The organism is Stenotrophomonas sp. YJH_SMC_130 (genome assembly GCF_059369035.1).
In genome coordinates this window covers 49,337-70,462 of sequence record NZ_JCAFSH010000009.1, presented here as the reverse complement: position 1 = coordinate 70,462, position 21,126 = coordinate 49,337, and the positions used below count along the sequence as shown (strand labels likewise).

Here is a 21,126-nt window from a genome sequence, read left to right as displayed (position 1 = left end):
CATGCCCCTGACCGGTCCCGCCCTGGGGGCGCTGCGCATCCTGCTGGTGGAAGACTCACCGGAAGATGCCGAGCTGATGTCCGAACAGATGCTCGACGCGGGCCTGGAGGCCCGTTTCGAGCGTGTCGAGAGCGAGGCGGAACTGCGCCAGGCACTGGCGGTGTTCCAGCCGGACATCGTGCTGTCCGACCTGAGCATGCCGGGGTTCTCCGGTGACGACGCGCTGCGCATCGTGCGCGAGACCTCGCCGGAGGTGCCCTTCATCTTCGTCTCCGGCACGATGGGTGAGGAGAATGCGGTGGCGGCGCTGCAGAAGGGCGCCAACGACTACATCATCAAGCACCAGCCTGCGCGCCTGCCTTCGGCGGTCGCACGTGCGATCCGCGATGCACGCAGTGCGGTCGAGCGCGCACGCGTGGAAACCGAACTGATGCGTGCGCAGCGCCTGGAAAGCCTTTCACTGCTCGCCGCCGGCCTCAGCCACGACCTGCGCAACATCCTGCAGCCGTTGCTGATCATGCCGGACCTGCTGAAGGCCCGTACCGAGGATCCGCAGCTGCACCACCTGGCCGACGTCATCGCCGAGTGCGGCCGCCGCGGCCATGAGATGGCCGAGTCGATGCTGTCGTTCGTGCGTGGTTCGCGCAAGCCGAGCGAGCGCATCGAGATCAAGGGCCTGTTCGATGCGGTGGCGCTGCTGTTGCGCAGCAACGTGCCCGATGCCGTGCGCCTGGAACTGCAGGTGCAGGACGAAGGCCTGGTGGTCGACGCCAACTACACCGAACTGCAGCAGGTAATGCTGAACCTGGCGCTCAACGCGATCCAGGCGATGCCCAACGGTGGCCGCCTGAGCCTGACCGCCAGCCATGCCGGCCAGCGCGATGGCGTGGACTGGATGCAGATCTGCGTGTCCGATGAAGGCATCGGCATGGATGCGGACACGCTGTCGCACCTGTTCAATCCGTTCTTCACCACCAAGGCCGATGGCACCGGCCTGGGCCTGATTTCCTGCAAGCGCATCGTCGAAGGTGCCGGCGGCAGCATCCATGTCAGCAGCCAACCGGGGCAGGGCACCTGCTTCGAGCTGCGCTTGCCGATGCACGAAGCCAGCGACGGCAGCGAGCCGATCGAGCAGCTGGTGGCCTTGGGCAGTGGCCAGTCGATCCTGGTGGTCGACGGCGAAGCCACGCGCCTGTCGCTGCTCGGCAACGCGCTGTCCAGCCAGGGGTATCAGCTGCAGCTGGCCTCCGATGGCCCGGCGGCGCTGCGCTGGATGCAGCAGGAGGCGATGCCGGCGCTGGTGATTGCAGACGCCGGCTCAAAGCTGCTGCCGGCCAGCCAGCTGCTGGGCGAGATGGCTGCGCTGGGCTATCGCGGCCCGGCGCTGGTGCTGGAGGACGCGGCGGTGGCGGTGCCTGCCGATGCCTTCCCGGCCGGCGTGGACGTCCATGTACTGCGCAAGCCGCTGCAGATGCAGCAGGTGTTCCGGGCAGTGGCCGAGGCGCTGGGCTGATGCCGCTGGGGTTCTGTAGAGCCGAGCCTATGCTCGGCTGCTGTTCGCATTGACCTCGACAGCCGAGCATGGGCTCGGCTCTACAGGGCGGTTTCCCAGGGGAACCGCGGCAGCGCGTCCACCGCCTGTTCCAGCCGCCGCGACCAGTTCTGGTGGATGTCGGCATACAGCGTGGAATCCGCGCCCAGCCGCAGCTGCTGGCCGATGCGCAGTTCACCGTCGCGCAGCAGCGCCAGGTCGATCGGCAGGCCTACCGACAGGTTGGAACGGATGGTGGAGTCCAACGAGACGATTGCCGTGCGGGCGGCATCCTCCAGGCGCGTGGCGGGGCTGAGGATGCGGTCGAGGATCGGCTTGCCGTACTTGGACTCGCCGATCTGCAGGTAGGGCGTCTCCGGCGAGGCGGCTATGGCGTTGCCGAGCGGGTAGATCATGTACAGCCCGGGCCGCTCGCCGGCGATCTGGCCGCCGAAGATCAGCGTGGCCTGGGTGTTGACCCCGTCATGGCCGTGTTCGCTGTGGCTGCTGTGCACCTGGCTGTCCACCAGCAGTTGCCCCACATACGCGGCGGCTTCGAACAGGTGGGTCATGTCGCGCAGGTTGGGCACGCGCCGCTCTGCGGCATCGCGGCCCAGGCGCGACACCAGCAGCTGGGTGGTGGCCAGGTTGCCAGCCGCCATCAGCACGTAGGCTGCCTGGCCGGGATATTCGAACACGTGCAGCTTGCGATGCACGCGTACATCGTCCAGCGAGGCATTGGTCCGGGTGTCGGCAGCGAAGACCAGGCCCTCGTCCACCTCGATTCCAACGCAATAGGTCATGTCGGTGCCCTATCATGTGCGTCCCGGATTGTAGGCAGGCCGCCGTGACGACGGCATGTCCACGCCCCCCATCGCTGCCACCTGAACCGCATGACGACCGTGCTCCTGAGCCTGGGCAGCAATGTCCAGCCCCGCCGCTACCTCCACGCCGCGGTGGCGGCCCTGCGCGAGCGCTTCGGCGCGCTGCAGGTCTCGCCGGCCTACCGTACCGCCGCGGTCGGCTTCGACGGCCCGGCCTTCCTCAACAACGCGGTGGCGATCGAGACGGACTTGCCGCTGCAGGAACTGGACGACTGGCTGCATGCGCTGGAGGACGCGCACGGCCGCGACCGTAGTGGGCCGCGCTTCTCCGACCGGACCCTGGATATCGACGTGGTGTTCTACGGCGACCTGGTGGTGGAAGGTCCCGGCCACCTGCGCATTCCCCGTCCCGAACTGAAGCATGCCTTCGTGCTGAAGCCGCTGGCCGATATCGCGCCCGACTTCATCGATCCGGTCAGCGGGCTGGACCTGGCGACGCTGTGGCGCGCGCACGCGCAGTTTGGCGAGGCGTTCGAGGTGGTTGACCTGGATTGATGGAGGTTGCCGGCCAGCGGCCGGCATGACCGGTAGCGCCGGCCGCTGGCCGGCAACCTCTCAGCTGACCGTGCGCCCGCCATCCACGCGCAGCGTGTGGCCGGTGACGAAGCTGGCTTCGGCCACCAGCCAGTACACCGCTTCGGCGATCTCCTCGACCGTACCGATCCGCGCCAAAGGCGTGCGCGCCAGCAGGGCCTCGCGGGCGAAATCGTCCTTGCCCTGTTCCGGCCAGAGGATCGCGCCGGGCGCCACCGCATTGACCCGCACCTTCGGCGCCAGCTCCAGCGCCAGCGAACGGGTGGCCATCTCCAGCGCGGCCTTGGCCATCGTGTAGGCGATGTGGTCGCGCATCGGGTCGGTGCCGTGCAGATCGGTCAGGTTGACGATGCAGCCCTGCTGGCGGCGCAGGTAGGGCGCGGCCGCCTGTGACAACAGCAGTGGCGCGCGCGCATTGACCGCATACAGCTCGTCCATCGCCTCGGCGGTGACCTGGCCGAGCGGGGTGGCATAGAAGTTGGAGGCGTTGTTGACCAGCGCGTCCAGGCGGCCGAAGTGGGTAACGGCCTGTTCCACCAGGTCGGGCAGGGCGTCGGCGTCACGCAGGTCGGCCTGCAGCGCAAGCACGCTTCCGGGCCGCACGTTGTCGAAATCGAACGCGGCCTGCTGCAGTTCGGCGCTGGAGGTGTTGGCATGCAGTACCACCGACCAGCCACAGGCGTGGAACTGGCGGGCGATGGCCGCACCGATCCGGCGCGCGCTGCCGGTGATCAGGACCACGGGGTGGGTATCGCTCATCGAGGGTCCTCCAAGGCTCGGCTATCCTGTGCACCATTGTCACCGCATTCGAAGACGCCATGCAGCCCACCTTCCCCCTGCCCGAAGCCGATGCCCTGGCCCACAGCGACCAGCTGGCGGCCGCCCTGCGCGCCGAAATCCTTGCGCAGGGCGGGGCGATGCCGTTCTCGCGCTTCATGGAGCTGTGCCTGTATACCCCCGGCTGGGGCTACTACAGCGCCGGCGCCAGCAAGTTCGGTGGCAGCGGCGACTTCACCACCGCACCCGAGCTCGGCAGCCTGTTCGCCGGCAGCGTGGCCAATGCGCTGGCGCCAGTGTTCGCCCAGCTGGGCGCGCAGGCCCGCATGCTGGAACTGGGCGGCGGTACCGGCGCCTTCGCCGAGGCCGTGCTGCTGCGCCTGGCCGAACTGGACGCGCTGCCATCGCGCTACGCCATCCTCGAACCCAGCGCCGACCTGCGCGAGCGCCAGCAGCAGCGCCTGCAGCAGAACCTGCCGGCCGAGTTGGCCGCGCGCGTGGACTGGATCGACCGCCCGTTCGAGGAGGACTGGGAGGGCGTGGTGTTCGCCAACGAGGTGATCGACGCGCTGCCGACCCCGCGTTTCCTGATCCGGGACGGCGAGGTCTATGAGGAAACCGTCGAGCTTGATGGCGAAGGCAACTTCATCCGTGGCGCGCAGCCGGCTGACATCCTGCTCAACGGTGCGGTGCGCCACATCGAGCGCTACCTGGAAAAGCCCTTTGCCGACGGTTACCGCTCCGAGGTGCTGCCGCAGCTGCCGTACTGGCTGCAGGCAGTGGCTGGCGGCCTGCAGCGTGGTGCGATGCTGTTTGTCGATTACGGTTACAGCCGCAGCGAGTTCTACCAGCACGACCGCGACGATGGCACAGTCCGCGCGTTCTACCGCCACCACGTGCACAACGACGTGCATCGTTGGCCCGGCCTGCAGGACATCACCGCGTCGGTGGATTTCACCGCGATGGCCGAGGCGGGCATGCACGGTGGTTTCGAATTGGCGGGGTACTGCAGCCAGGCCAGTTTCCTGCTCGGCAACGGCCTGGACCAGGTGCTGCTGCTGGCCGAAGAGCGTACGGATGAGGTCGGCCGTATCCAGCTGCGTGACCAGGTGAAGAAGCTGACCCTGCCGACCGAGATGGGCGAGCGCTTCCAGGCCATCGGCCTGCAGCGCGGCGTCGACTTCGAGCCGGCGTTCGAACTGGGCGACCTGAGCTGGCGCCTGTGAGCAGTGCGTTGCCGCTGATCAAGCCGCTGCGGCGGCCGCGGCTGTGGACTGTGCTGTGGGTGCTGGCGGTACTGCTGGTGGTCGTGGTCTGCCTGATCCCACCGCCGCCGATTCCACTGCCGGAAAACAGCGACAAGGGCGAGCACTTCCTCGCCTACTTCATCCTGGCCGGCAGCGCGGTGCAGCTGTTCCGGCCGGGGCGCCCGCTGCTGTGGGTGGGCGTGGGGCTGGTGCTGATGGGCGTCGGCATCGAGTTCGCGCAGGGCGCGCTGACCAGCAACCGCACTGCCGACCCGATGGACGCCATTGCCAACACGATCGGCGTGCTGGCCGGCATGGCCACGGCACTGACCCCGTTGCGCGATCTGCTGGTGCGCTGGCGGGGCTGAGGTTCCTGTAGAGCCGAGCCCGTGCTCGGCTTCCTCCCGAAAGGCAGCCGAGCATGGGCTCGGCTCTACAGTAGATCCACGCCATGCGTGGATGGATTGCGCCAGGACAGGCTTGCGGTTACTTCTTCAGCGTGACCTCATCCAGCACCCACATCGCCGGGCGCGTATCGCCGGTGAAGTTGATGCACAGGTCACCCGTGCCCTGCGTGCCCTTCGGCAGCGCCGCACGCAGGGTCACGAAGCCATCGGCATCGGGCGTGGCCGGCAGCGGTACTTCAGCCAGCACCTTGCCGCTGCAATCGCCGTGACGCACCTGCATTTCGCCATGCGCGCGCCTCGCTTTTTCGAAGCGACGCTTGGGTTCATCGTGGGCCAGCTGGAAGTAGTACGGAATGCGGCCCGCGCGGACCTCCACGCTGCCGATGCCGTCCAGCTGCGCCTGCGGCCAGCGCCAGCACGGCTGGAAGATGTCGACGTTGAACACCGCACGCGTTCCCTCGCGCGGGCCGTCGTCTTCCAGGCGCAGCACCAGCCCCTTCTTGCCCACGCAGCTGAGCAGCGCATCGCTGCGGCGGCTGAGCAGCGACTGCGCGGTGAACGTGGCGATGGTCGGCTTCGCGGCCAGCATCTGGCCCTGGTAGAACGCAGCGGCCTGCACGGTGGTCGGCAGCGTCGCGGTCAGCGGCTGCTGGTACAACGGCGACTGCGCGGTCACCGGCTGGCCATGGGTGCTGTAGCGCACTTCATAACCCAGCGGGTTGGCCAGCGATAGGGTCACGGAGTTTTTCGCGCGATCATCGGTGTAGTCCACGCCCACTTCGAACGGGGTCTGCGCGTAGGCCAGGCCCCAGGCACGGTAGCGCTGCAGCTGCGCGGGCAGGCGCGCGAGGAAATCGCGGAAGTCGCGATGTTCCGGCGTACTCCAGCCGGTCTCGGCCACGGCGGCCAGGCGCGGGAACAGGTTGTGCTGCAGGCGCGCGTAGGTGCGCGTGTGCTCGGTAAACATGTTGGCCTGCAGGCCGAGAATGTGCTGGCGCTTGTCGGCCGCCAGCTCGGCCGGCACCGGCTCGAAGTTGTACAGCTTGCCCAGGTTGACCTGAGCCGGGCGACCGGGTGGTTCATTCGGCGAGGCGGTCTGCAGGTAATCCAGGTACAGGTACCCCACCGGCGACATGACCACGTCATGGCCGGCACTGGCTGCAGCCAGGCCACCTTCGGTGCCCTGCCACGACATCACCGTGGCCTGCGGTGGTAGGCCGCCTTCGAGGATTTCGTCCCAGCCGATCAGGCGCCGGTCGTGCTGCTCCAGGAAGGTCTCCAGGCGCTTGATGATGTGGCTCTGCATGGCCATTTCATCCTTGATGCCCAGCGCACGCATGCGCTGCTGCACCTGTTTCGAGGCTTCCCACTGGTCCTTGACCGCTTCGTCGCCGCCCACGTGCACGTACTTCGCAGGGAACAGCGCGATCACTTCTTCCAGTACGTTCTCGAGGAAGGTGACGGTGCTGTCTTCCACGTTGAACAGGTTCGGGAACACGCCCCATTCGCTGATCGGCTTCAGCGGGGTGTTGATCGAACCCAGTTCCGGGTACGCGGCGATCGCCGCGGTGGCATGGCCGGGCACGTCGATTTCCGGAATCACCTGGATATGCAGCCTGGCGGCATAGGCGATCACTTCGCGGATCTGCTCCTGCGTGTAGAAGCCGCAGTACGGATGCTCCTTGCCACTGGCCGGATCGATGCCACCGTCGCCGGCCGGCAGGCGGCAGCTGCCCACCTCGGTCAGCTTCGGGTAGCGCTTGATCTCCATGCGCCAGCCCTGGTCATCGGTGAGGTGCCAATGGAAGGTATTGAGCTTGTGCGCGGCCATCGCGTCGAGCACATGCTTGATCTCGTCCAGGCTCTGGAAATGCCGCGCCGAGTCGAGCATGAAACCGCGCCAGCCGAAGCGCGGCGCGTCCTGGATCTGCACCGCCGGCAGCACGCCGTTGCTGCCACCCGTGGCGAGCTGGGCAAGCGTGGTTGCGCCGTAGAACAGGCCGGTTTCGTTGCCGGCCTGCACCAGCACGCCCTGCGCGGTGCTTTCCAGCGTGTAGCTCTCACCACTGTCGCGGAAGGTCGGGATGATCTGGAAGCGGATGCTGCCCGACGTGCCTGCCGCCTTGCCCTGTGCCGGCGTAAGGCGCGGACCGCCGCTGCGCGCCAGCAGGTCGGCGAACTGGGTGGCGACCCGTTGCGCGGCTTCGCCTTCGGCCTGCAGCGCGGTATCGGCGCGTACGGTGATGCCGCTACCCTGGCCGTGCTGCACGGTAGCGGGCGCGGGAATCAGCATCAGGCTGCCGGCGCGCAGCTGCGGGCCCGGTGCTTCAGCGGCCGGCGTGGGATCGGCGGCGAGCGCGGGTAGCGCCGGCAGCAGGGCGAGCAGGCTGCCCAGCAGTACTGCGCTGCGCATCTGGGCGCGGGAAGGCTTGACCATCGGAACGACTCCTTGGAACGGTGCGATGAACGCTATACATGAAAAACGCCGGGCCCGGAATGACCCAGGCCCGGCGTGCGTGCACGACTCGGCGATGTTGCTGCCGCTGGATCAGTACTTGAAGCGGAAGTTGAGGTAGTACTGGCGGCCGTTGCTGTAGAACGAGGTCGGGATGGCCGCGGTCTGGTAGTACTTGTAGGTCGGGTTGTTGAGGTTCAGGCCATCCAGGCTGATGCTCAGCCAGTCGGTGGCCTTGTAGCTCAGCGATGCCGACAGCGTGCCGAAGTCATCCTGGTAGTACGGGTTGGTGCCCGACAGGCTGATCAGGAACGAGGAACGGCGGGTGTAGCTGACCCGGGCGCCAAAGCGCTCGTTCTCGAAGTAGGCACCCACGTTGTAGGTGTTCTTCGAAGTACCCAGCAGATTGTGCGAACCATCCGACCAGGTGTGCGAGGTGGTGCCGTTGGCGTAGGTGTAGTTGGCATTGATGCCGAAGTACTCGCCGATCGGCTGCTCGTAGGCCACTTCCACGCCGGTGACCTTGCCGTCGGCATTGATCGGGGTGGAGATCTGGTAGGTCTCGAGCTGGTTGGTCAGTTCGCTGTACAGCTGGCGCGAGACCACGTCGAAGGCGATGTAGTCCTTCAGCTTCATGTGGTACGCGCCCACCGACAGCAATCCGCGCGGCATGAAGTACCACTCCAGGTTGGCATCCAGGTTGGTCGACAGGGTCGGCTTGAGGTTCGGATTGCCGCCGCCGCCGGTGCGGTTCAGGTCAGAGCCGTACGAGGACGCGCCCAGTGCCGAGTAGTCCGGCAGGGTCTGGGTCTGCGAGGCGGCGACACGCAGCACCAGCGAGTCGTCCAGGTCGAACTTGATGTTGGCGCTGGGCAGGACACGGTTGCGCTTGTTCTGGAAGGCCAGGCGCTCCCACATGCCGAACAGGCTGCTGACATCGGCGTCGGCGGCCTTGCTGACGGCGTTGTAGGTGTCGATGTCCTGCTTGATGTTGACGTAGCGCAGGCCGACGTTGCCGCTCCACCAGTCGCCGCGGAAATTGGCCTGCACGTAGCCGGCGAAGTTCTTTTCCTTCACCTTCCACTCGGCGCCATAGTTGTGGCGACCGGTCGGGCCATCATTGCCGGCCAGCCAGGTGGAGTTGTTGGTCACCGCATCCTTCAGCGCGCCCGGGGTGAAGTACCACAGGTTGCGCGGGAAGGTGCCGCCGATGTCACCGGCAAAGCCGCTGGGATAGTTGGCCGTGGCACCGTTCTTCAGCGCGCTCCAGATGTCACCCGGGGTTGCACCTTCCGGCGACAGCGCTTCGCGCTTGTGGTCGGCGAAACGCAGGCCGAAGTCGATCGAGCTCAGTACGCCGCCATCATTGAAGTACTGGTTGAAGTCGAGCGTGGCCCACTTCTCCTTGTCTTCAGCGGTGACCTGCTGGTTGCCCCAGGTGCCGAAGCTGGTCACGCCGTTGGGCGAGAGGTCGCCGCCGACGTTCCAGTCGATCGGCGAGCCATTGCCGTGGGTGGCCCAGCTGGCGCCGCCGCCGTTGGCCAGGGTGACCTCGGCGATGTACTGGCGCGGCGTCTCGCCGGTGCCCTTGGTGCTGCCGGCCTGGAACGTGGCGGTCAGGCTGTCGCTGATCTGCCAGTCGGCATCGAAGGTGACATAGCTCGACTTGGCCTTCGACTCGCGGTAGATCATGTCGTACACCGCATAGTCGGTGCCGGGCACGCCCCGGTAGGTGGCGTTGGTCAGCACGCCGTCCTTGACCACATAGCCCGGATCCGGCGCCTGCGACTTGGCGAAGCTGTTGCCGAACATCATGAAGTTGCGGTTGTAGTTGTTGGCCTTCAGCTCGGAGCTGAAACCATTCAGGCCCAAGGTGAGGCTGTCGCTCGGCTTGAACTGCAGCGAGACCAGGCCGCCCTTGCGTTCGCGGGTCTGTTCGAACAGGGTCGAACCCAGCAGGCCCGGCACGTTGACGCCGATCAGGTCCGGATTGGTCCTGGCGACCGGGTCGCCGGCGCCGATCTTGAAGAAGCCGCCCGGGATTTCCTGCGCTTCACGGCGCAGTTCGCGCTTCTGGCTGAAGCCCTGCACCATCACGCCGAAGGTGCCTTCGTCGTTCTTGTAATTGAACAATGCCGAGTACTGCGGATCGGTCGATTTGGCCAGGTCCGAACGCACCGCACCGATGGAGCCTTCCGCGGTGAACGGCTTGGAGAATTCCAGCGGCTTGCGGGTGATGATGTTGACGGTACCGGTGGTGCCGCCGTCCTGCAGCTTGGCCTGCGAGGACTTGTTCACTTCCACCGAGCTGACCAGTTCCGACGGCAGCAGCGAGTAGCTGACGCTGCGGCCGACGTTGTTGCCCTGGCTGAGCACGAACCAGTCGGCGGAGCCGACGGTGTGGCCGTTGATCAGGGTCTGGGTCAGGCTCGGGCTGGTGCCGCGCAGGCTGACACGGTCGGCTTCATCGAAGCCACCTTCGTCGGCGCTGGACGAGCTGATGTTGACGCCCGGCAGGCGCTGCAGGGTATCGGCAACGTTGTGCGCGGGCAGCTTGCCCACGTCTTCGGCGGTGACCACTTCCACGCGCGCATTGGCTTCGCGCTTGGTGTCCAGCGACTTTTCCATCGAGCCACGGATGCCGGTAACGGTCACGGTGTCCAGATCGGTGGCGGTCGGGGCCGCCTGCTGCGCGTGCGCACTGAAGGCGATGCAGCTGACGATGGCGGCCGAAAGCAGGGTCTTGCGGGTGTTCATGATGTCTCTCCTCATCACTCGATTGGGTGCCGGCGGCGGTGTTCGGTTACGGTTGCGATGACATGCGCGGGGCGGCGGCGAAGTCCCGTGCGTTGGCGTGCCACGTACTGCGTGCTGCGATTGCGTTGAAGCCTGTTGCGGTGTCAGGCGGCCGACTGCTGCAGGTACCAGCTGGCAGCGCCGACCACGCCCAACTGGCCGTGTTCGACGACCTTCACCGGGATGCGTGCCAGCGCTTCGCCCATCGGCCCCTTCTGCAGGTAGCGTTCGACGAAGGTGCTGGTGTGCAGGTATTCGCGGATCTGCGGCAGGATGCCGCCGGCCAGGTAGACGCCACCGTGGGCGCCGTAGAACAGCGCCATGTCGCCGATGGTGCTGCCGAGCAGGCCACAGAACACGTCCAGCGCCTGGCGCGCATGTGCATCGGTATCGGCCATGGCGGCGGCGGTGACTGCGTCGGGGCTTGCCAGGGTCGGCGCCTGCCCTTGCAGTGCACACACCGCACGGTACAGGTTCATCAGGCCGGGGCCGGAGATCGCATGCTCGATCGACACGTGCGCGCGGTCGCGCTGCATGTAGCGGACGATGGCCATTTCCAGTTCGGTGCTGGCCGCCAGGGTCGGCTGGCCGGCTTCGGTGGGCAGCACCACCGGGCCGTGCGCGGTGGGGATCCACAGCGCGGCGCCCAGACCGGTACCGGGACCGACCACCAGGGTCGGGCCACGTGTGGCAGTTTCCGGTCCACACAGGTGCAGCACGCCGCTGGCGTCCACCTGCGCGGCGGCGTAGGCCACCGCTTCGAAATCGTTGACGATGTAGACCCGCTGCAGGCCGACCTCGGCTTCCACCTGGCGCGCCGACAGCGGCCACGGCAGGTTGGCGGTGATCACCGTGCCGTCTTCGCGGGCATAGCCGGCGCTGGCGACCACGCAATGCGTGGGCCGCGGGCCTTCGCCCAGGAAGTCGGACAGGATCGCGCTGAGGCCGGCATGGTCGGCATTGCGGTACTTGCGGTACTCCAGCACCTGCACCGGATGGGCGGCGTCACCGCTGGCCTGGACCCGGGCCACGCGCACATGGGTGCCACCGACGTCGGCGGCCAGGAACGAGGGCGCGACGCGGGACAGGACATGCGACGGGGCGGGGTGGCTGGCGGTCACGCGGGCTCCTGCTGCAGGTGGGCCGGCCCGGGGATCGGGGGCGGCGATTGGGGCGGAGTCTGTAACCGCGCTGACAACGATGTCAACGAGTTCGTGACACTTTCGTTGCTGCGTCGCAACGAATGCGGCGCGCAGTAAACGTTTACACGGTGTGAGTGCGGGTTTCACATGGGAACCATTGGCGCACGGGGCTCTAGGCCTGCCGCGCATTCAGCGGGGCGTACCGCGGCGGACTTGCGCAGTGCAGCACAAGGTTCAGGCAGGCGTGCATGGAAGTTGACAAACCGCCGTTGTCCATCGAAAGAATGTGACAACGTTGTTCCCAGCCACTCTCCGACGCCGCGTTCTGCGGCCGTCGCCGCAGGAGCCCTCCTGATGTCCGCCGTCCCCGCTGCAAGCGCGCGCCCGAACGTGGCCACCTCCATCGCCATCGTTGGCGTGTTGTTCTTCCTGATCGGCTTCTTCACCTGGCTCAACGGCCCGCTGATCACCTTCGTCAAGTTGGCCTTCGAACTCAGCGAGGTCGGCGCCTTCCTGGTGCTGATGGTGTTCTACCTGTCCTATTTCTTCCTCGCCCTGCCGGCGTCCTGGATCCTGCGCCGCACCGGCATGAAGAAGGGCCTGAGCCTGAGCCTGCTGGTGATGGCCGGTGGTGCCGCGCTGTTCGGTGAATTCGCCACCCAGCGCTGGTACCCGGGTGCGCTCGGCGGCCTGTTCGTGATCGGCAGCGGCCTGGCGCTGCTGCAGACCGCGATCAACCCCTACATCTCGATCCTCGGCCCGATTGAAACCGCGGCACGCCGCATCGCGCTGATGGGCATCTGCAACAAGATCGCCGGCATGCTGGCGCCGGTGCTGATCGGTACCCTGGTGCTGCATGGCATCGGCGACCTGGACAAGCAGGTGCAGGCCGCCGACGCGGTCACCAAGGTTGCGCTGCTCAACGAATTCGCCGCCAAGATCCATGCGCCGTACCTGGCGATGGCCGCGCTGCTGGTGGTGCTGGCGGTGGCCGTGCTGTTCTCGCCTCTGCCGGAGATCAAGTCCTCCGAAGCCAATGCAACGCCGTCGGGTGCACCAGGAACCGCCGAGCGCCGCAGCATCTTCCAGTTCCCGCATCTGTGGCTGGGCGTGCTGTGCCTGTTCGTGTACGTAGGCGTGGAAGTCATGGCCGGTGATGCGATCGGCACCTACGGCCACGGTTTCGGCTTGCCGCTGGACCAGACCAAGATGTTCACCTCGCTGACGCTGGGTGCGATGTTGGCCGGTTACGTGGTCGGCCTGCTGGCGATCCCCGGCCTGGTCTCGCAGTCGCGCTACCTGACCATTTCGGCAGTGATGGGCGTGGTGTTCTGCCTGGGCGCCTGGGCTACGCACGGCTACGTCTCGGTGGCCTTCGTGGCGCTGCTGGGCTTTGCCAACGCCATGATGTGGCCGGCCATCTTCCCGCTGGCGATCCGCGGCCTGGGCCGCTTCACCGAGACCGGCTCGGCCCTGCTGGTGATGGGCATCGCCGGCGGCGCGATCATTCCGCAGCTGTTCGCCGTGCTCAAGCAGCACATCGACTTCCAGCTGGTGTTCGTGCTGCTGATGGTGCCGTGCTACCTGTACATCCTGTTCTACTCGGTGATCGGCCATCGTGCCGGCCTGCCGCAGGACAAGGCCTGATCGGCGATGATGGACGGCAGCCAACCCCAGGGAAAACCCATGCGCAGAGCGACCATCAAGGACGTTGCGGAGAAGGCCAAGGTCTCGCTGAAGACGGTCTCGCGGGTGATCAACAACGAGCCCTCGGTGATGCAGGCCACCCGTGCGCGGGTGCTGCGTGCCATCGCCGAGCTCGACTACGAGCCCGATCCGTCCGCGCGCAACCTGCGCAGCGGCACTACCTTCGTGATCGGGCTGGTCTACGACAACCCGAACCCGTACCACATCATCGGCGTGCAGAACGGCGTACTGGCCGCGTGCCGCGAGACCGGCTTCGGCCTGCAGATCCATCCCTGTGATTCGAGCTCGCCGCTGCTGGCCGATGAACTGGCCGACTGGGTGCAGCGCTCGCGCCTGGCCGGGCTGGTGCTGACCGCGCCGATGTCCGAGCGCCGCGACCTGATCCAGGCGCTGACCGCGCGTGGCATCAAGCTGGTGCGCATCATCGCCGCCACTGAAGATCCGGCCGACGGCGCCTGCGTGTTCGTCGACGACCGCGAGGCGGCCTACGAGATCACCGAGCACCTGATCCAGCTGGGCCACCAGCGCATCGGCTTCCTCTGGGGCGGCAGCTCGCACCGCTCCTCGGGCGAACGCTACGCCGGTTACGAAGCCGCGCTGAAGGACTACGGCATGACCGTGGACAAGCACCTGGTGGTGCAGGGCGATTACACCTTCGATGATGGTTTCCGTGGGGCGCGCCGCCTGCTGGCGCTGCGCGAACCGCCCACCGCCATCTTCGGTTCCAACGACGAAATCGCTGCCGGCGTGCTGGCCGCCGCCAAGTCGGCCGGCATGAACGTGCCGTACGACCTGTCCATCGCCGGTTTTGAGGACAGCCCGTTCTCGCGCCAGTCGTGGCCGCCGCTGACCACCGCCAAGCAGGCCACCGAGGACATCGCCCGCCATGCCGCGCGCCTGCTGATCGCACAACTGCGCAGCGACGCCTACGACGATGCGCCGGCACCGCTGCACAACCAGGGCTTCGTGCCGCAACTGGTGGTGCGCGGTTCGACCGCGCCGATGCGCCCGGCCGGCGCACGCTCCCTTCCTTCCGATCCTGCCTGAGCCTGCCATGTCGCTGTCAGACCCCACCGCCACCCTGATGTTCGCCGAGGCCGCTGAAGCGGCCGACGTGGTTGCCCGCCAGTTCTCGCGCAACCACGCCACCATGGAAACCCTGGCCGCCAGCCTGCGCGCCGCGCCGCCGCCGTTCGTGGTCACCTGTGCACGCGGCAGCTCCGACCATGCCGCCACCTACGGCAAGTACCTGCTGGAAACCCAACTGGGCCTGGTGGTCGCCTCCGCGTCGCCGTCGGTAGGCTCGGTCTATGCCGCACCGCTGCAGCTGCGCGGTGCGCTGTTCATCGTCATTTCGCAGTCGGGCAAGAGCCCGGACCTGCTGCGCAACGCCGAGGCGGCCAAGGCCGCTGGCGCACGCGTGATCGCGCTGGTCAACGTCGAGGATTCGCCGCTGGCGCAGCTGGCCGACACGGTCATTCCGCTGCATGCCGGTGCCGAAAAGAGCGTGGCGGCAACCAAGAGCTACCTGGCCTCGCTGGCGGCGCTGCTGCAGCTGGCCGCCTACTGGAAGCAGGACAGCAGCCTGCGCAACGCGCTGGACCTGCTGCCGGACGCGATGCGTGAAGCCTGGCAGTGCGACTGGAGCGCGGTGACCGAAGGCCTGGTCGAGGCCACCAACCTGTTCGTGCTCGGCCGTGGCCTGGGCCTGGGTGCGGCGCAGGAAGCGGCGCTGAAGTTCAAGGAAACCTGCAGCCTGCACGCCGAAGCCTACAGCTCGGCCGAAGTGAAGCATGGCCCGATGGCACTGGTCGACCGTGGCTTCCCGGTGCTGGCCTTCGCGCAGCCCGATGAAACCGGTGCCGGCACCCGAGCGGTGGTCGAGGAGTTCACTTCGCGCGGCGCGCAGGTGTGGCTGGCCGGTGCCGGCGGCAACCTGCCGGTGGCGCCCGCGCCACACCCGCTGTGCGCACCGCTGCTGACCGTGCAGAGCTTCTATCGCGCGATCAACGCGCTGGCGCTGCGCCGTGGCTTCAACCCGGACCTGCCGCCGCACCTGAACAAGGTGACGGAGACCGTGTGATGGCATCCGTGCTGCGCAATGCCCGCATCCTGGCAGGCGATGAGTTCCGCGACGATCTGGCCGTGGTGATCGAAAACGGTCGCATCAGCGCGCTGCTGCCCGACGCCGCACCACAGCTGGGTCCCGCTGCCGAGCAGGTAGACCTGGGCGGTGGCTGGCTGCTGCCCGGCTTCATCGACGTGCAGGTCAATGGCGGTGGCGGCGCGTTGTTCAACAACACGCCGGACGTGGCGGCGCTGCGCACCATTGCGCAGGCGCATCGTCGTTTCGGTACCACCGCGATGCTGCCCACGCTGATCAGCGATGACGTGGCGGTGATGCGCGAAGCCATCGGTGCGATGCGCGAGGCGATCGCGCAGGGCGTGCCGGGCGTGATCGGCATCCATCTGGAAGGGCCTTACATCGCGCCGGCGCGCAAGGGTACGCACGATGCCAGCAAGTTCCGCGTGCCGGACGAAGAAGAGATCGCGCTGGCGGCGTCGCTGGACAACGGCGTGACGCTGCTGACGCTGGCGCCGGAGCGCGTGCCACTGGAAACCATCCGTGCGCTGGTCGAACGTGGCGTGATCGTGGCCGCCGGCCATACCGCAGGCACGTACGAAGAGATCCGCGCCGGCCTGGATGCCGGCGTACGCGGCTTCACCCACCTGTACAACGCGATGTCGCCGCTGCAGGGCCGTGAGCCTGGCGCAGTGGGCGCTGCGCTGGAAGACCGCGACAGCTGGATTGGCATCATCGTCGATGGCGTGCATGTGCATCCGGCCAGCCTGCGCGTGGCGCTGGCGGCCAAGCCGCGCGGTCGCCTGCTGCTGGTGACCGATGCGATGCCGCCGGTCGGTGCCGACGATCCAAGCTACGTGCTGTATGGCGAAACCATCACCGCCATCGATGGCGTGGTGCGCAATGCCGCCGGTTCGCTGGCCGGTTCTGCGCTGGACATGGCCACGGCGGTGCGCAACACCGTGCAGCTGCTGGGCCAGCCGCTGGCCGAGGCCGCGCGCATGGCCTCGACCTACCCGGCACAGTTCCTCAACGTCGACGACCGCCTGGGCCACATCGCCGAGGGCTACCAGGCCGACCTGGTGCTGCTGGATGACGCCCTGCAGGTGCGTGGCACCTGGATTGCAGGTCAGTACGAGGCCGCCTGATGAACAGTACGCCGCCACGCCGTCTGGGCTCGATCGATGCCCTGCGCGGCATCACCGTGGCGGCGATGCTGCTGGTCAACAATCCAGGCGACTGGAGTGCAGTGTTCGCGCCGCTGCGCCATTCGGAATGGCATGGCTGCACGCCCACCGACCTGGTGTTCCCGTTCTTCCTGTTCCTGGTGGGCGTGTCGATGGCCTTCAGCGTGGCACCGCGCGCGTTGGATGCCGCCGCACGCCCGGTGTTGGCGCGCGGCGTGCTGGAGCGCGCACTCCGCATCCTGGTGGCCGGCGTGCTGTTGCATCTGCTGATCTGGTGGGCGCTGCATACGCACCACTTCCGCATCTGGGGCGTGCTGCAACGGATCGCCGTGTGCGCGGCATTGGTGGGCGTGCTGGCGGTGTATGCACGGCCGCGCATGCAGGCCGGCGTGCTTGTTGGATTGCTGGTGGGGTACACGATGCTGCTGCTCGGCATGGGTGACCTGGCGCCGTGGACCAACCCGGCCAGCCGCTTGGACACCACGCTGTTCGCACCGTGGATCTATCAATGGCATGCCGATACCGGCCTCGGCCATGACCCGGAAGGATTGCTGAGCACGCTGGGTGCACTGGCCAGTACCGTGCTCGGCCTGTTGGCCGGTGGCCTGCTGCGCAGCGGGCGTTCGACGGCACTGGCCGGGCTGGGCGTGGCGACCGCCGTGCTGGGCCTGCTGCTGGCCGGGGTGCTGCCGTTGAACAAGCAGCTGTGGACGCCCAGCTACGCGCTGTGGACCGGCGGCCTGGCCGCGCTGGCGCTGTGGCTGGGCCACGTGCTGATCGACCTGAAGGGATGGCCGGCGCTGGGCCGGCGCTTCGGCGTCAATGCGATCACCGCGTATCTGGGGGCCTCGGTGATGTCGGTGGCGTTGATGGCCAGCGGTGCCTGGGGCTGGATCTGGCAGCAGCTGGCCAACGCGATGCCGGGTGCGCTGGAGCTGGCGTCGATGTTGCAGGCACTGGCGTTTGTCGCGCTGTGGTGGGGCGTGGCCTGGTGGCTGGACCGTCGGAAGATCTACTTGAAGATCTGAGCAGTCCCGGGGTCGGACCCCGTTCCGCAGGAAAGGGCCCTGACCCGATCCGCCAACGGCATCCACGCATGTGCGGCTCCCAACGCCCAGAAAAAATGAACGATTTCAGCCACATCACATTGGCGTGAGGGCCCGGCGATTTCATATCCGAAGTGTGATTTCCCGCACGCAAGTTCACCTATCGAAACGGTTCACATGACGGCAGACTGCACACGCAGCAGCGTGCATTTGCAGTTCCTGATTCCCTGTCCAGGAGGACTGTATGACCCGTGCCGTCCCGCGCGCTTTCCGTCCGCGCCGCCTCACCGTTTCCATGCTTCAGGCACTGGCAGTCCCGTCCATGGTGCTGTTGACCGCCAGCGCCGCCTGGGCCGGCTGCAGCACCGTCGCTCCGGTCGCCGGCCAGACGGTCACCTGCGACGCCAACGCGCCGAATCCGCAGACGGTGCCCATCTCGGCCAGCGGCGAAGCGGGCATCACCGTCAACGTCGCCAGCGGTGCCCAGTTGCAGCAGAGCGGTGGGGCGTCGGCCGTTACCCTGGTCGGTGCAAGTGGTCACTTGTTGACCAACCAGGGCGCGATCAGTTCGGTGGGGGGTGTGGCGGTCCAGCTCGGTGGCGGCAGCCGTGTCGAGAATTCGGGCAGCATCAGCACCGGCAACAACACCGCGCTGCAGTTCGTCGGTGCGGGCGACAGCGTGCTGGTCAACCGCGGAACGATCAGTGGGCGTACCGGCGTACAGTTCGATTCAGGCAACGACCGCCTGGACATGCAGGCCGGCAGCATCAGCGGCGGTGTCCTGCAAGGGGATGGCAACGACGTGCTGTTGCTGGGCAATGGCACCATCGACAGCGTCGACCAGGGCAGTGGCGATGACCAGATGACCGTCACCGGCGGCACCGTCACCGGCCTGGTAGCGCAGGGCAGTGGCCGCGATGATTTCGTCATGAGTGGCGGCACGATCGGCGCGCTGCAGCAGGGCGACAACATCGATACCTTCCGCATGAGCGGTGGTCGCATCATCGGCGCGTTCGAGGATGGCGACCAGGCCTGGATGACCGCTGGCCGCATCGGCCGCGTCAACATGAAGCTGGACAAGAACCTGTGGGACCAGTCCGGCGGCACCGTGGATGGCAACGTGGTGACCGGCTTCGACACCGACACCATCATCATTTCGGGCACGGCCTACATCGGCGGCAACATCAGCGTCAGCGGCGGCAACGACAGCGTGACCATCACCGACGGCACCGTGCGAGGGCAGGTACTGCTCAGCACCGGCGATGACACCTTCAACTGGAACGGCGGTGGCATCGTCTACGGTGCGATCGACATGGGCCCGGACAACGACGTGGCCAACCTCAGCAACCTCAACCAGGGCAACCTGGGTGCGGTGCCGCTGTTCGACGGGGGCAGTGGCATCGACCAGCTCAACCTGAGCAACGTCAAGACCGCAGGCGTGGGCCGCTTCCAGAACTGGGAGGCGATCAGCCTGGCCAACAGCACGGAGCTGAGCTTCGATGGCGACCTGGTGCTGGGCGACAGCGCAACCGGCACCGGTACGCTCACGGTGGACGACACCAGCACCGTCTACGCGGGCAGTGGCGGCCATGCCATCCGCCCGTTCAATAGTGCTGCACTGGTGGAGATGGTCAATGCCGGGCGCATCGACCTGACCGGTACCGGCGCCGGCGATGTGTTCACCGTGCGTGGCAACTACCGCGGTGACGGTGGTGGCCTGTACCTGCGCACCGTGCTGGGCGCGGACAACTCACCCAGCGATCGCTTGGTGATCGATGGCGGTACCGCCACCGGAACCACCGGCATCGGCGTGCTGAATGCCGGTGGCAGCGGCGCGGCCACGCTGGCCGATGGCATCCTGGTGGTGCAGGCCTTGAATGGTGGCCGCACCGCGCCGGGCGCGTTCTCGCTGTTCGCACCGGTCGCGGCCGGTGCCTACGAGTACTTCCTGTTCAAGGGCGGTGTCAGTGCCGGTACCAGCGAGAACTGGTACCTGCGTTCGACGCTGGTGACCGGCCCGACGCCGGCACCCAACGGTGGTGGCAGTGCCACCCCGCCGCCGCTGACGCCGCCGGTGGCACCACCGCCTCCCATTACCCCGGCGCCGCCACCGCCGCCCGAAGGCGCCACCGATCCGGACCTGACCGCAGGCGAGACCGCACCACCACCACCGCCGCCGGAACCGGCGCCGGTGGCACCGCCCAGCGATCCGGCGGTGCCGGATGTGCCCGTGGCCGGCGGTGCATTGCCCGGTACCGGTGCACCGCCGACGCCGGGTGCACGCCCGGCCGAAGGCGCGGTGGTACCGCTGTACCGCGTGGAAACCGCCGCCTATGCCGTGGTGCCGCCGCTGCTGCGCGAGACCTCGCTGGCCAGCCTCGGTACCTTCCACGAGCGGCAGGGCGAACAGCGCCTGCTGTACAACCAGGGCGCATTCCGCACCGCCTGGGGCCGCCTGGTGGGGCAGAGCAGCGAGATCCATTGGAAGGGCGATGCGCAGCCCGGCTTTGATGGCGATGTAATGGGCCTGCAGGCCGGCCTCGACGTGTGGGCCGCGGCGTCGGACAACCACCGCAACCAGATCGGCGTGTTCGTCGGCCGCACCCGCGCGCAGGGCAAGACCACCGGCCTGGCACTGGGCTGGGAGAACGTACAGGTGGGCCAGAACCGCCTGGACGACAAGCACGTGGGCCTGTACTGGACGTTCACCGACAGCAGCGGTGGCTACATCGACGCCGTGGCGATGCAGAGCCGCTACGACGGCCGCGTGCGTTCCTCGCGCGGGCTCGGCTTCGGCCTGAGCGGCGACGGCACCAGCGTGTCGGTGGAGGCCGGCAAGCCGCTGCTGCACGTCGGGCAGTCCGCATGGTGGCTGGAACCGCAGGTGCAGGTGATCTGGCAGCGCACTTCGCTGGATGACCGTCGCGATGAAGTATCGAGCGTGCGCTTCGACAACGACAACGCCTGGACCGGCCGTGTGGGCCTGCGTTTGGCCGGCGATTACCAGCTGGCCGACAACGGCTGGCAGCCGTATTTCAAGCTGAATTACTGGCATGGTCGTTCCGGCGAGGACCGCATCCGTTTCGACGGCGACGTGATCGTCAATTCGCAGCGCTCGCGGGCGCTCGAAGCCGGCGTGGGTGTGGTCGGGCGCTTCAACCGCACCATCAGCGCGTACGCGGTGGCCGACTACACGCGCGAGCTGGGCGGTGACCGCAACGAGAAGCGCCGCATCATCGAAGGCAACATCGGCCTGCGCGCGGACTGGTAGCGCGCGGTACGGATGTCATGACTCGTTCCGGTGGGTGTCGACCTTGGTCGGCACGAATC

General features: G+C 67.3%; 15 protein-coding genes. 10 read left to right on the top strand and 5 right to left on the bottom strand.

What is annotated here, in order from left to right:
- Position 1: 1 nt before the first annotated feature.
- A complete protein-coding gene (locus tag AC5P5V_RS12440) occupies positions 2-1,513 on the top strand; it encodes an ATP-binding response regulator (protein WP_111201871.1) in 1,512 nt (503 codons plus the stop codon).
- Between the two features lie 80 nt (positions 1,514-1,593).
- On the opposite strand, the gene AC5P5V_RS12435 is transcribed toward AC5P5V_RS12440, so the two are convergent.
- Positions 1,594-2,334, bottom strand: a complete 741-nt coding sequence (locus AC5P5V_RS12435; RefSeq protein ID WP_061479677.1) for a proteasome-type protease — start codon at positions 2,332-2,334, stop codon at positions 1,594-1,596.
- A gap of 90 nt (positions 2,335-2,424) precedes the next feature.
- Here AC5P5V_RS12435 and folK point away from each other — a divergent pair, with 90 nt between their 5' ends.
- Positions 2,425-2,910 (top strand): 2-amino-4-hydroxy-6-hydroxymethyldihydropteridine diphosphokinase, encoded by a 486-nt coding sequence (gene folK, locus AC5P5V_RS12430; protein WP_053498221.1) that lies wholly within the window; start codon positions 2,425-2,427, stop codon positions 2,908-2,910.
- 60 nt (positions 2,911-2,970) lie between these two features.
- Here folK and AC5P5V_RS12425 read toward each other — a convergent pair whose 3' ends face one another.
- Complete coding sequence (locus AC5P5V_RS12425) at positions 2,971-3,708, bottom strand: pteridine reductase (RefSeq protein ID WP_005419347.1); 738 nt, start codon at positions 3,706-3,708, stop codon at positions 2,971-2,973.
- A 59-nt stretch (positions 3,709-3,767) separates the two neighbouring features.
- On the opposite strand from AC5P5V_RS12425, the gene AC5P5V_RS12420 reads away from it, so the two are divergent.
- Together AC5P5V_RS12420 and AC5P5V_RS12415 are read left to right on the top strand one after the other, a co-directional pair.
- Entirely contained in the window at positions 3,768-4,952 is a 1,185-nt protein-coding gene (locus AC5P5V_RS12420; RefSeq protein ID WP_061479676.1) for a class I SAM-dependent methyltransferase, read from the top strand.
- Positions 4,949-5,341, top strand: coding sequence for a VanZ family protein (locus AC5P5V_RS12415; RefSeq protein WP_061479675.1), 393 nt, complete (start codon positions 4,949-4,951; stop codon positions 5,339-5,341). The genes AC5P5V_RS12420 and AC5P5V_RS12415 overlap by 4 nt, the downstream gene beginning before the upstream one ends.
- 118 nt (positions 5,342-5,459) lie before the next feature.
- Here the strand turns inward: AC5P5V_RS12415 and AC5P5V_RS12410 are convergent, their stop codons facing one another.
- From AC5P5V_RS12410 to AC5P5V_RS12400, 3 genes are all read right to left on the bottom strand, one after another.
- Positions 5,460-7,817: a family 20 glycosylhydrolase gene (locus AC5P5V_RS12410; protein ID WP_134968137.1), complete on the bottom strand. Its 2,358-nt coding sequence runs from the start codon at positions 7,815-7,817 to the stop codon at positions 5,460-5,462.
- A 111-nt stretch (positions 7,818-7,928) separates the two neighbouring features.
- Positions 7,929-10,592, bottom strand: coding sequence for a TonB-dependent receptor (locus AC5P5V_RS12405; protein ID WP_088496524.1), 2,664 nt, complete (start codon positions 10,590-10,592; stop codon positions 7,929-7,931).
- Positions 10,593-10,735: 143 nt separating this feature from the next.
- On the bottom strand, positions 10,736-11,752 hold the full coding sequence (locus tag AC5P5V_RS12400) for a glucokinase family protein (RefSeq protein WP_231352296.1): 1,017 nt from the start codon (positions 11,750-11,752) through the stop codon (positions 10,736-10,738).
- A 375-nt stretch (positions 11,753-12,127) separates the two neighbouring features.
- On the opposite strand from AC5P5V_RS12400, the gene AC5P5V_RS12395 reads away from it, so the two are divergent.
- The 6 genes from AC5P5V_RS12395 to AC5P5V_RS12370 all read left to right on the top strand — a co-directional run bounded on the left by AC5P5V_RS12395 (position 12,128) and on the right by AC5P5V_RS12370 (position 21,067).
- Entirely contained in the window at positions 12,128-13,420 is a 1,293-nt protein-coding gene (locus AC5P5V_RS12395; protein ID WP_005419333.1) for a sugar MFS transporter, read from the top strand.
- A gap of 39 nt (positions 13,421-13,459) precedes the next feature.
- On the top strand, positions 13,460-14,527 hold the full coding sequence (locus AC5P5V_RS12390) for a LacI family DNA-binding transcriptional regulator (protein ID WP_134968139.1): 1,068 nt from the start codon (positions 13,460-13,462) through the stop codon (positions 14,525-14,527).
- A gap of 7 nt (positions 14,528-14,534) precedes the next feature.
- On the top strand, positions 14,535-15,563 hold the full coding sequence (locus AC5P5V_RS12385; RefSeq protein ID WP_061479625.1) for an SIS domain-containing protein: 1,029 nt from the start codon (positions 14,535-14,537) through the stop codon (positions 15,561-15,563).
- Positions 15,563-16,711, top strand: coding sequence for an N-acetylglucosamine-6-phosphate deacetylase (gene nagA, locus AC5P5V_RS12380; RefSeq protein WP_134968140.1), 1,149 nt, complete (start codon positions 15,563-15,565; stop codon positions 16,709-16,711). The genes AC5P5V_RS12385 and nagA overlap by 1 nt, the downstream gene beginning before the upstream one ends.
- Entirely contained in the window at positions 16,711-17,778 is a 1,068-nt protein-coding gene (locus AC5P5V_RS12375; RefSeq protein ID WP_134968141.1) for an acyltransferase family protein, read from the top strand. The genes nagA and AC5P5V_RS12375 overlap by 1 nt, the downstream gene beginning before the upstream one ends.
- Positions 17,779-18,040: 262 nt before the next feature.
- Positions 18,041-21,067: an autotransporter family protein gene (locus tag AC5P5V_RS12370; RefSeq protein ID WP_231352294.1), complete on the top strand. Its 3,027-nt coding sequence runs from the start codon at positions 18,041-18,043 to the stop codon at positions 21,065-21,067.
- Positions 21,068-21,126 lie beyond the last annotated feature (59 nt).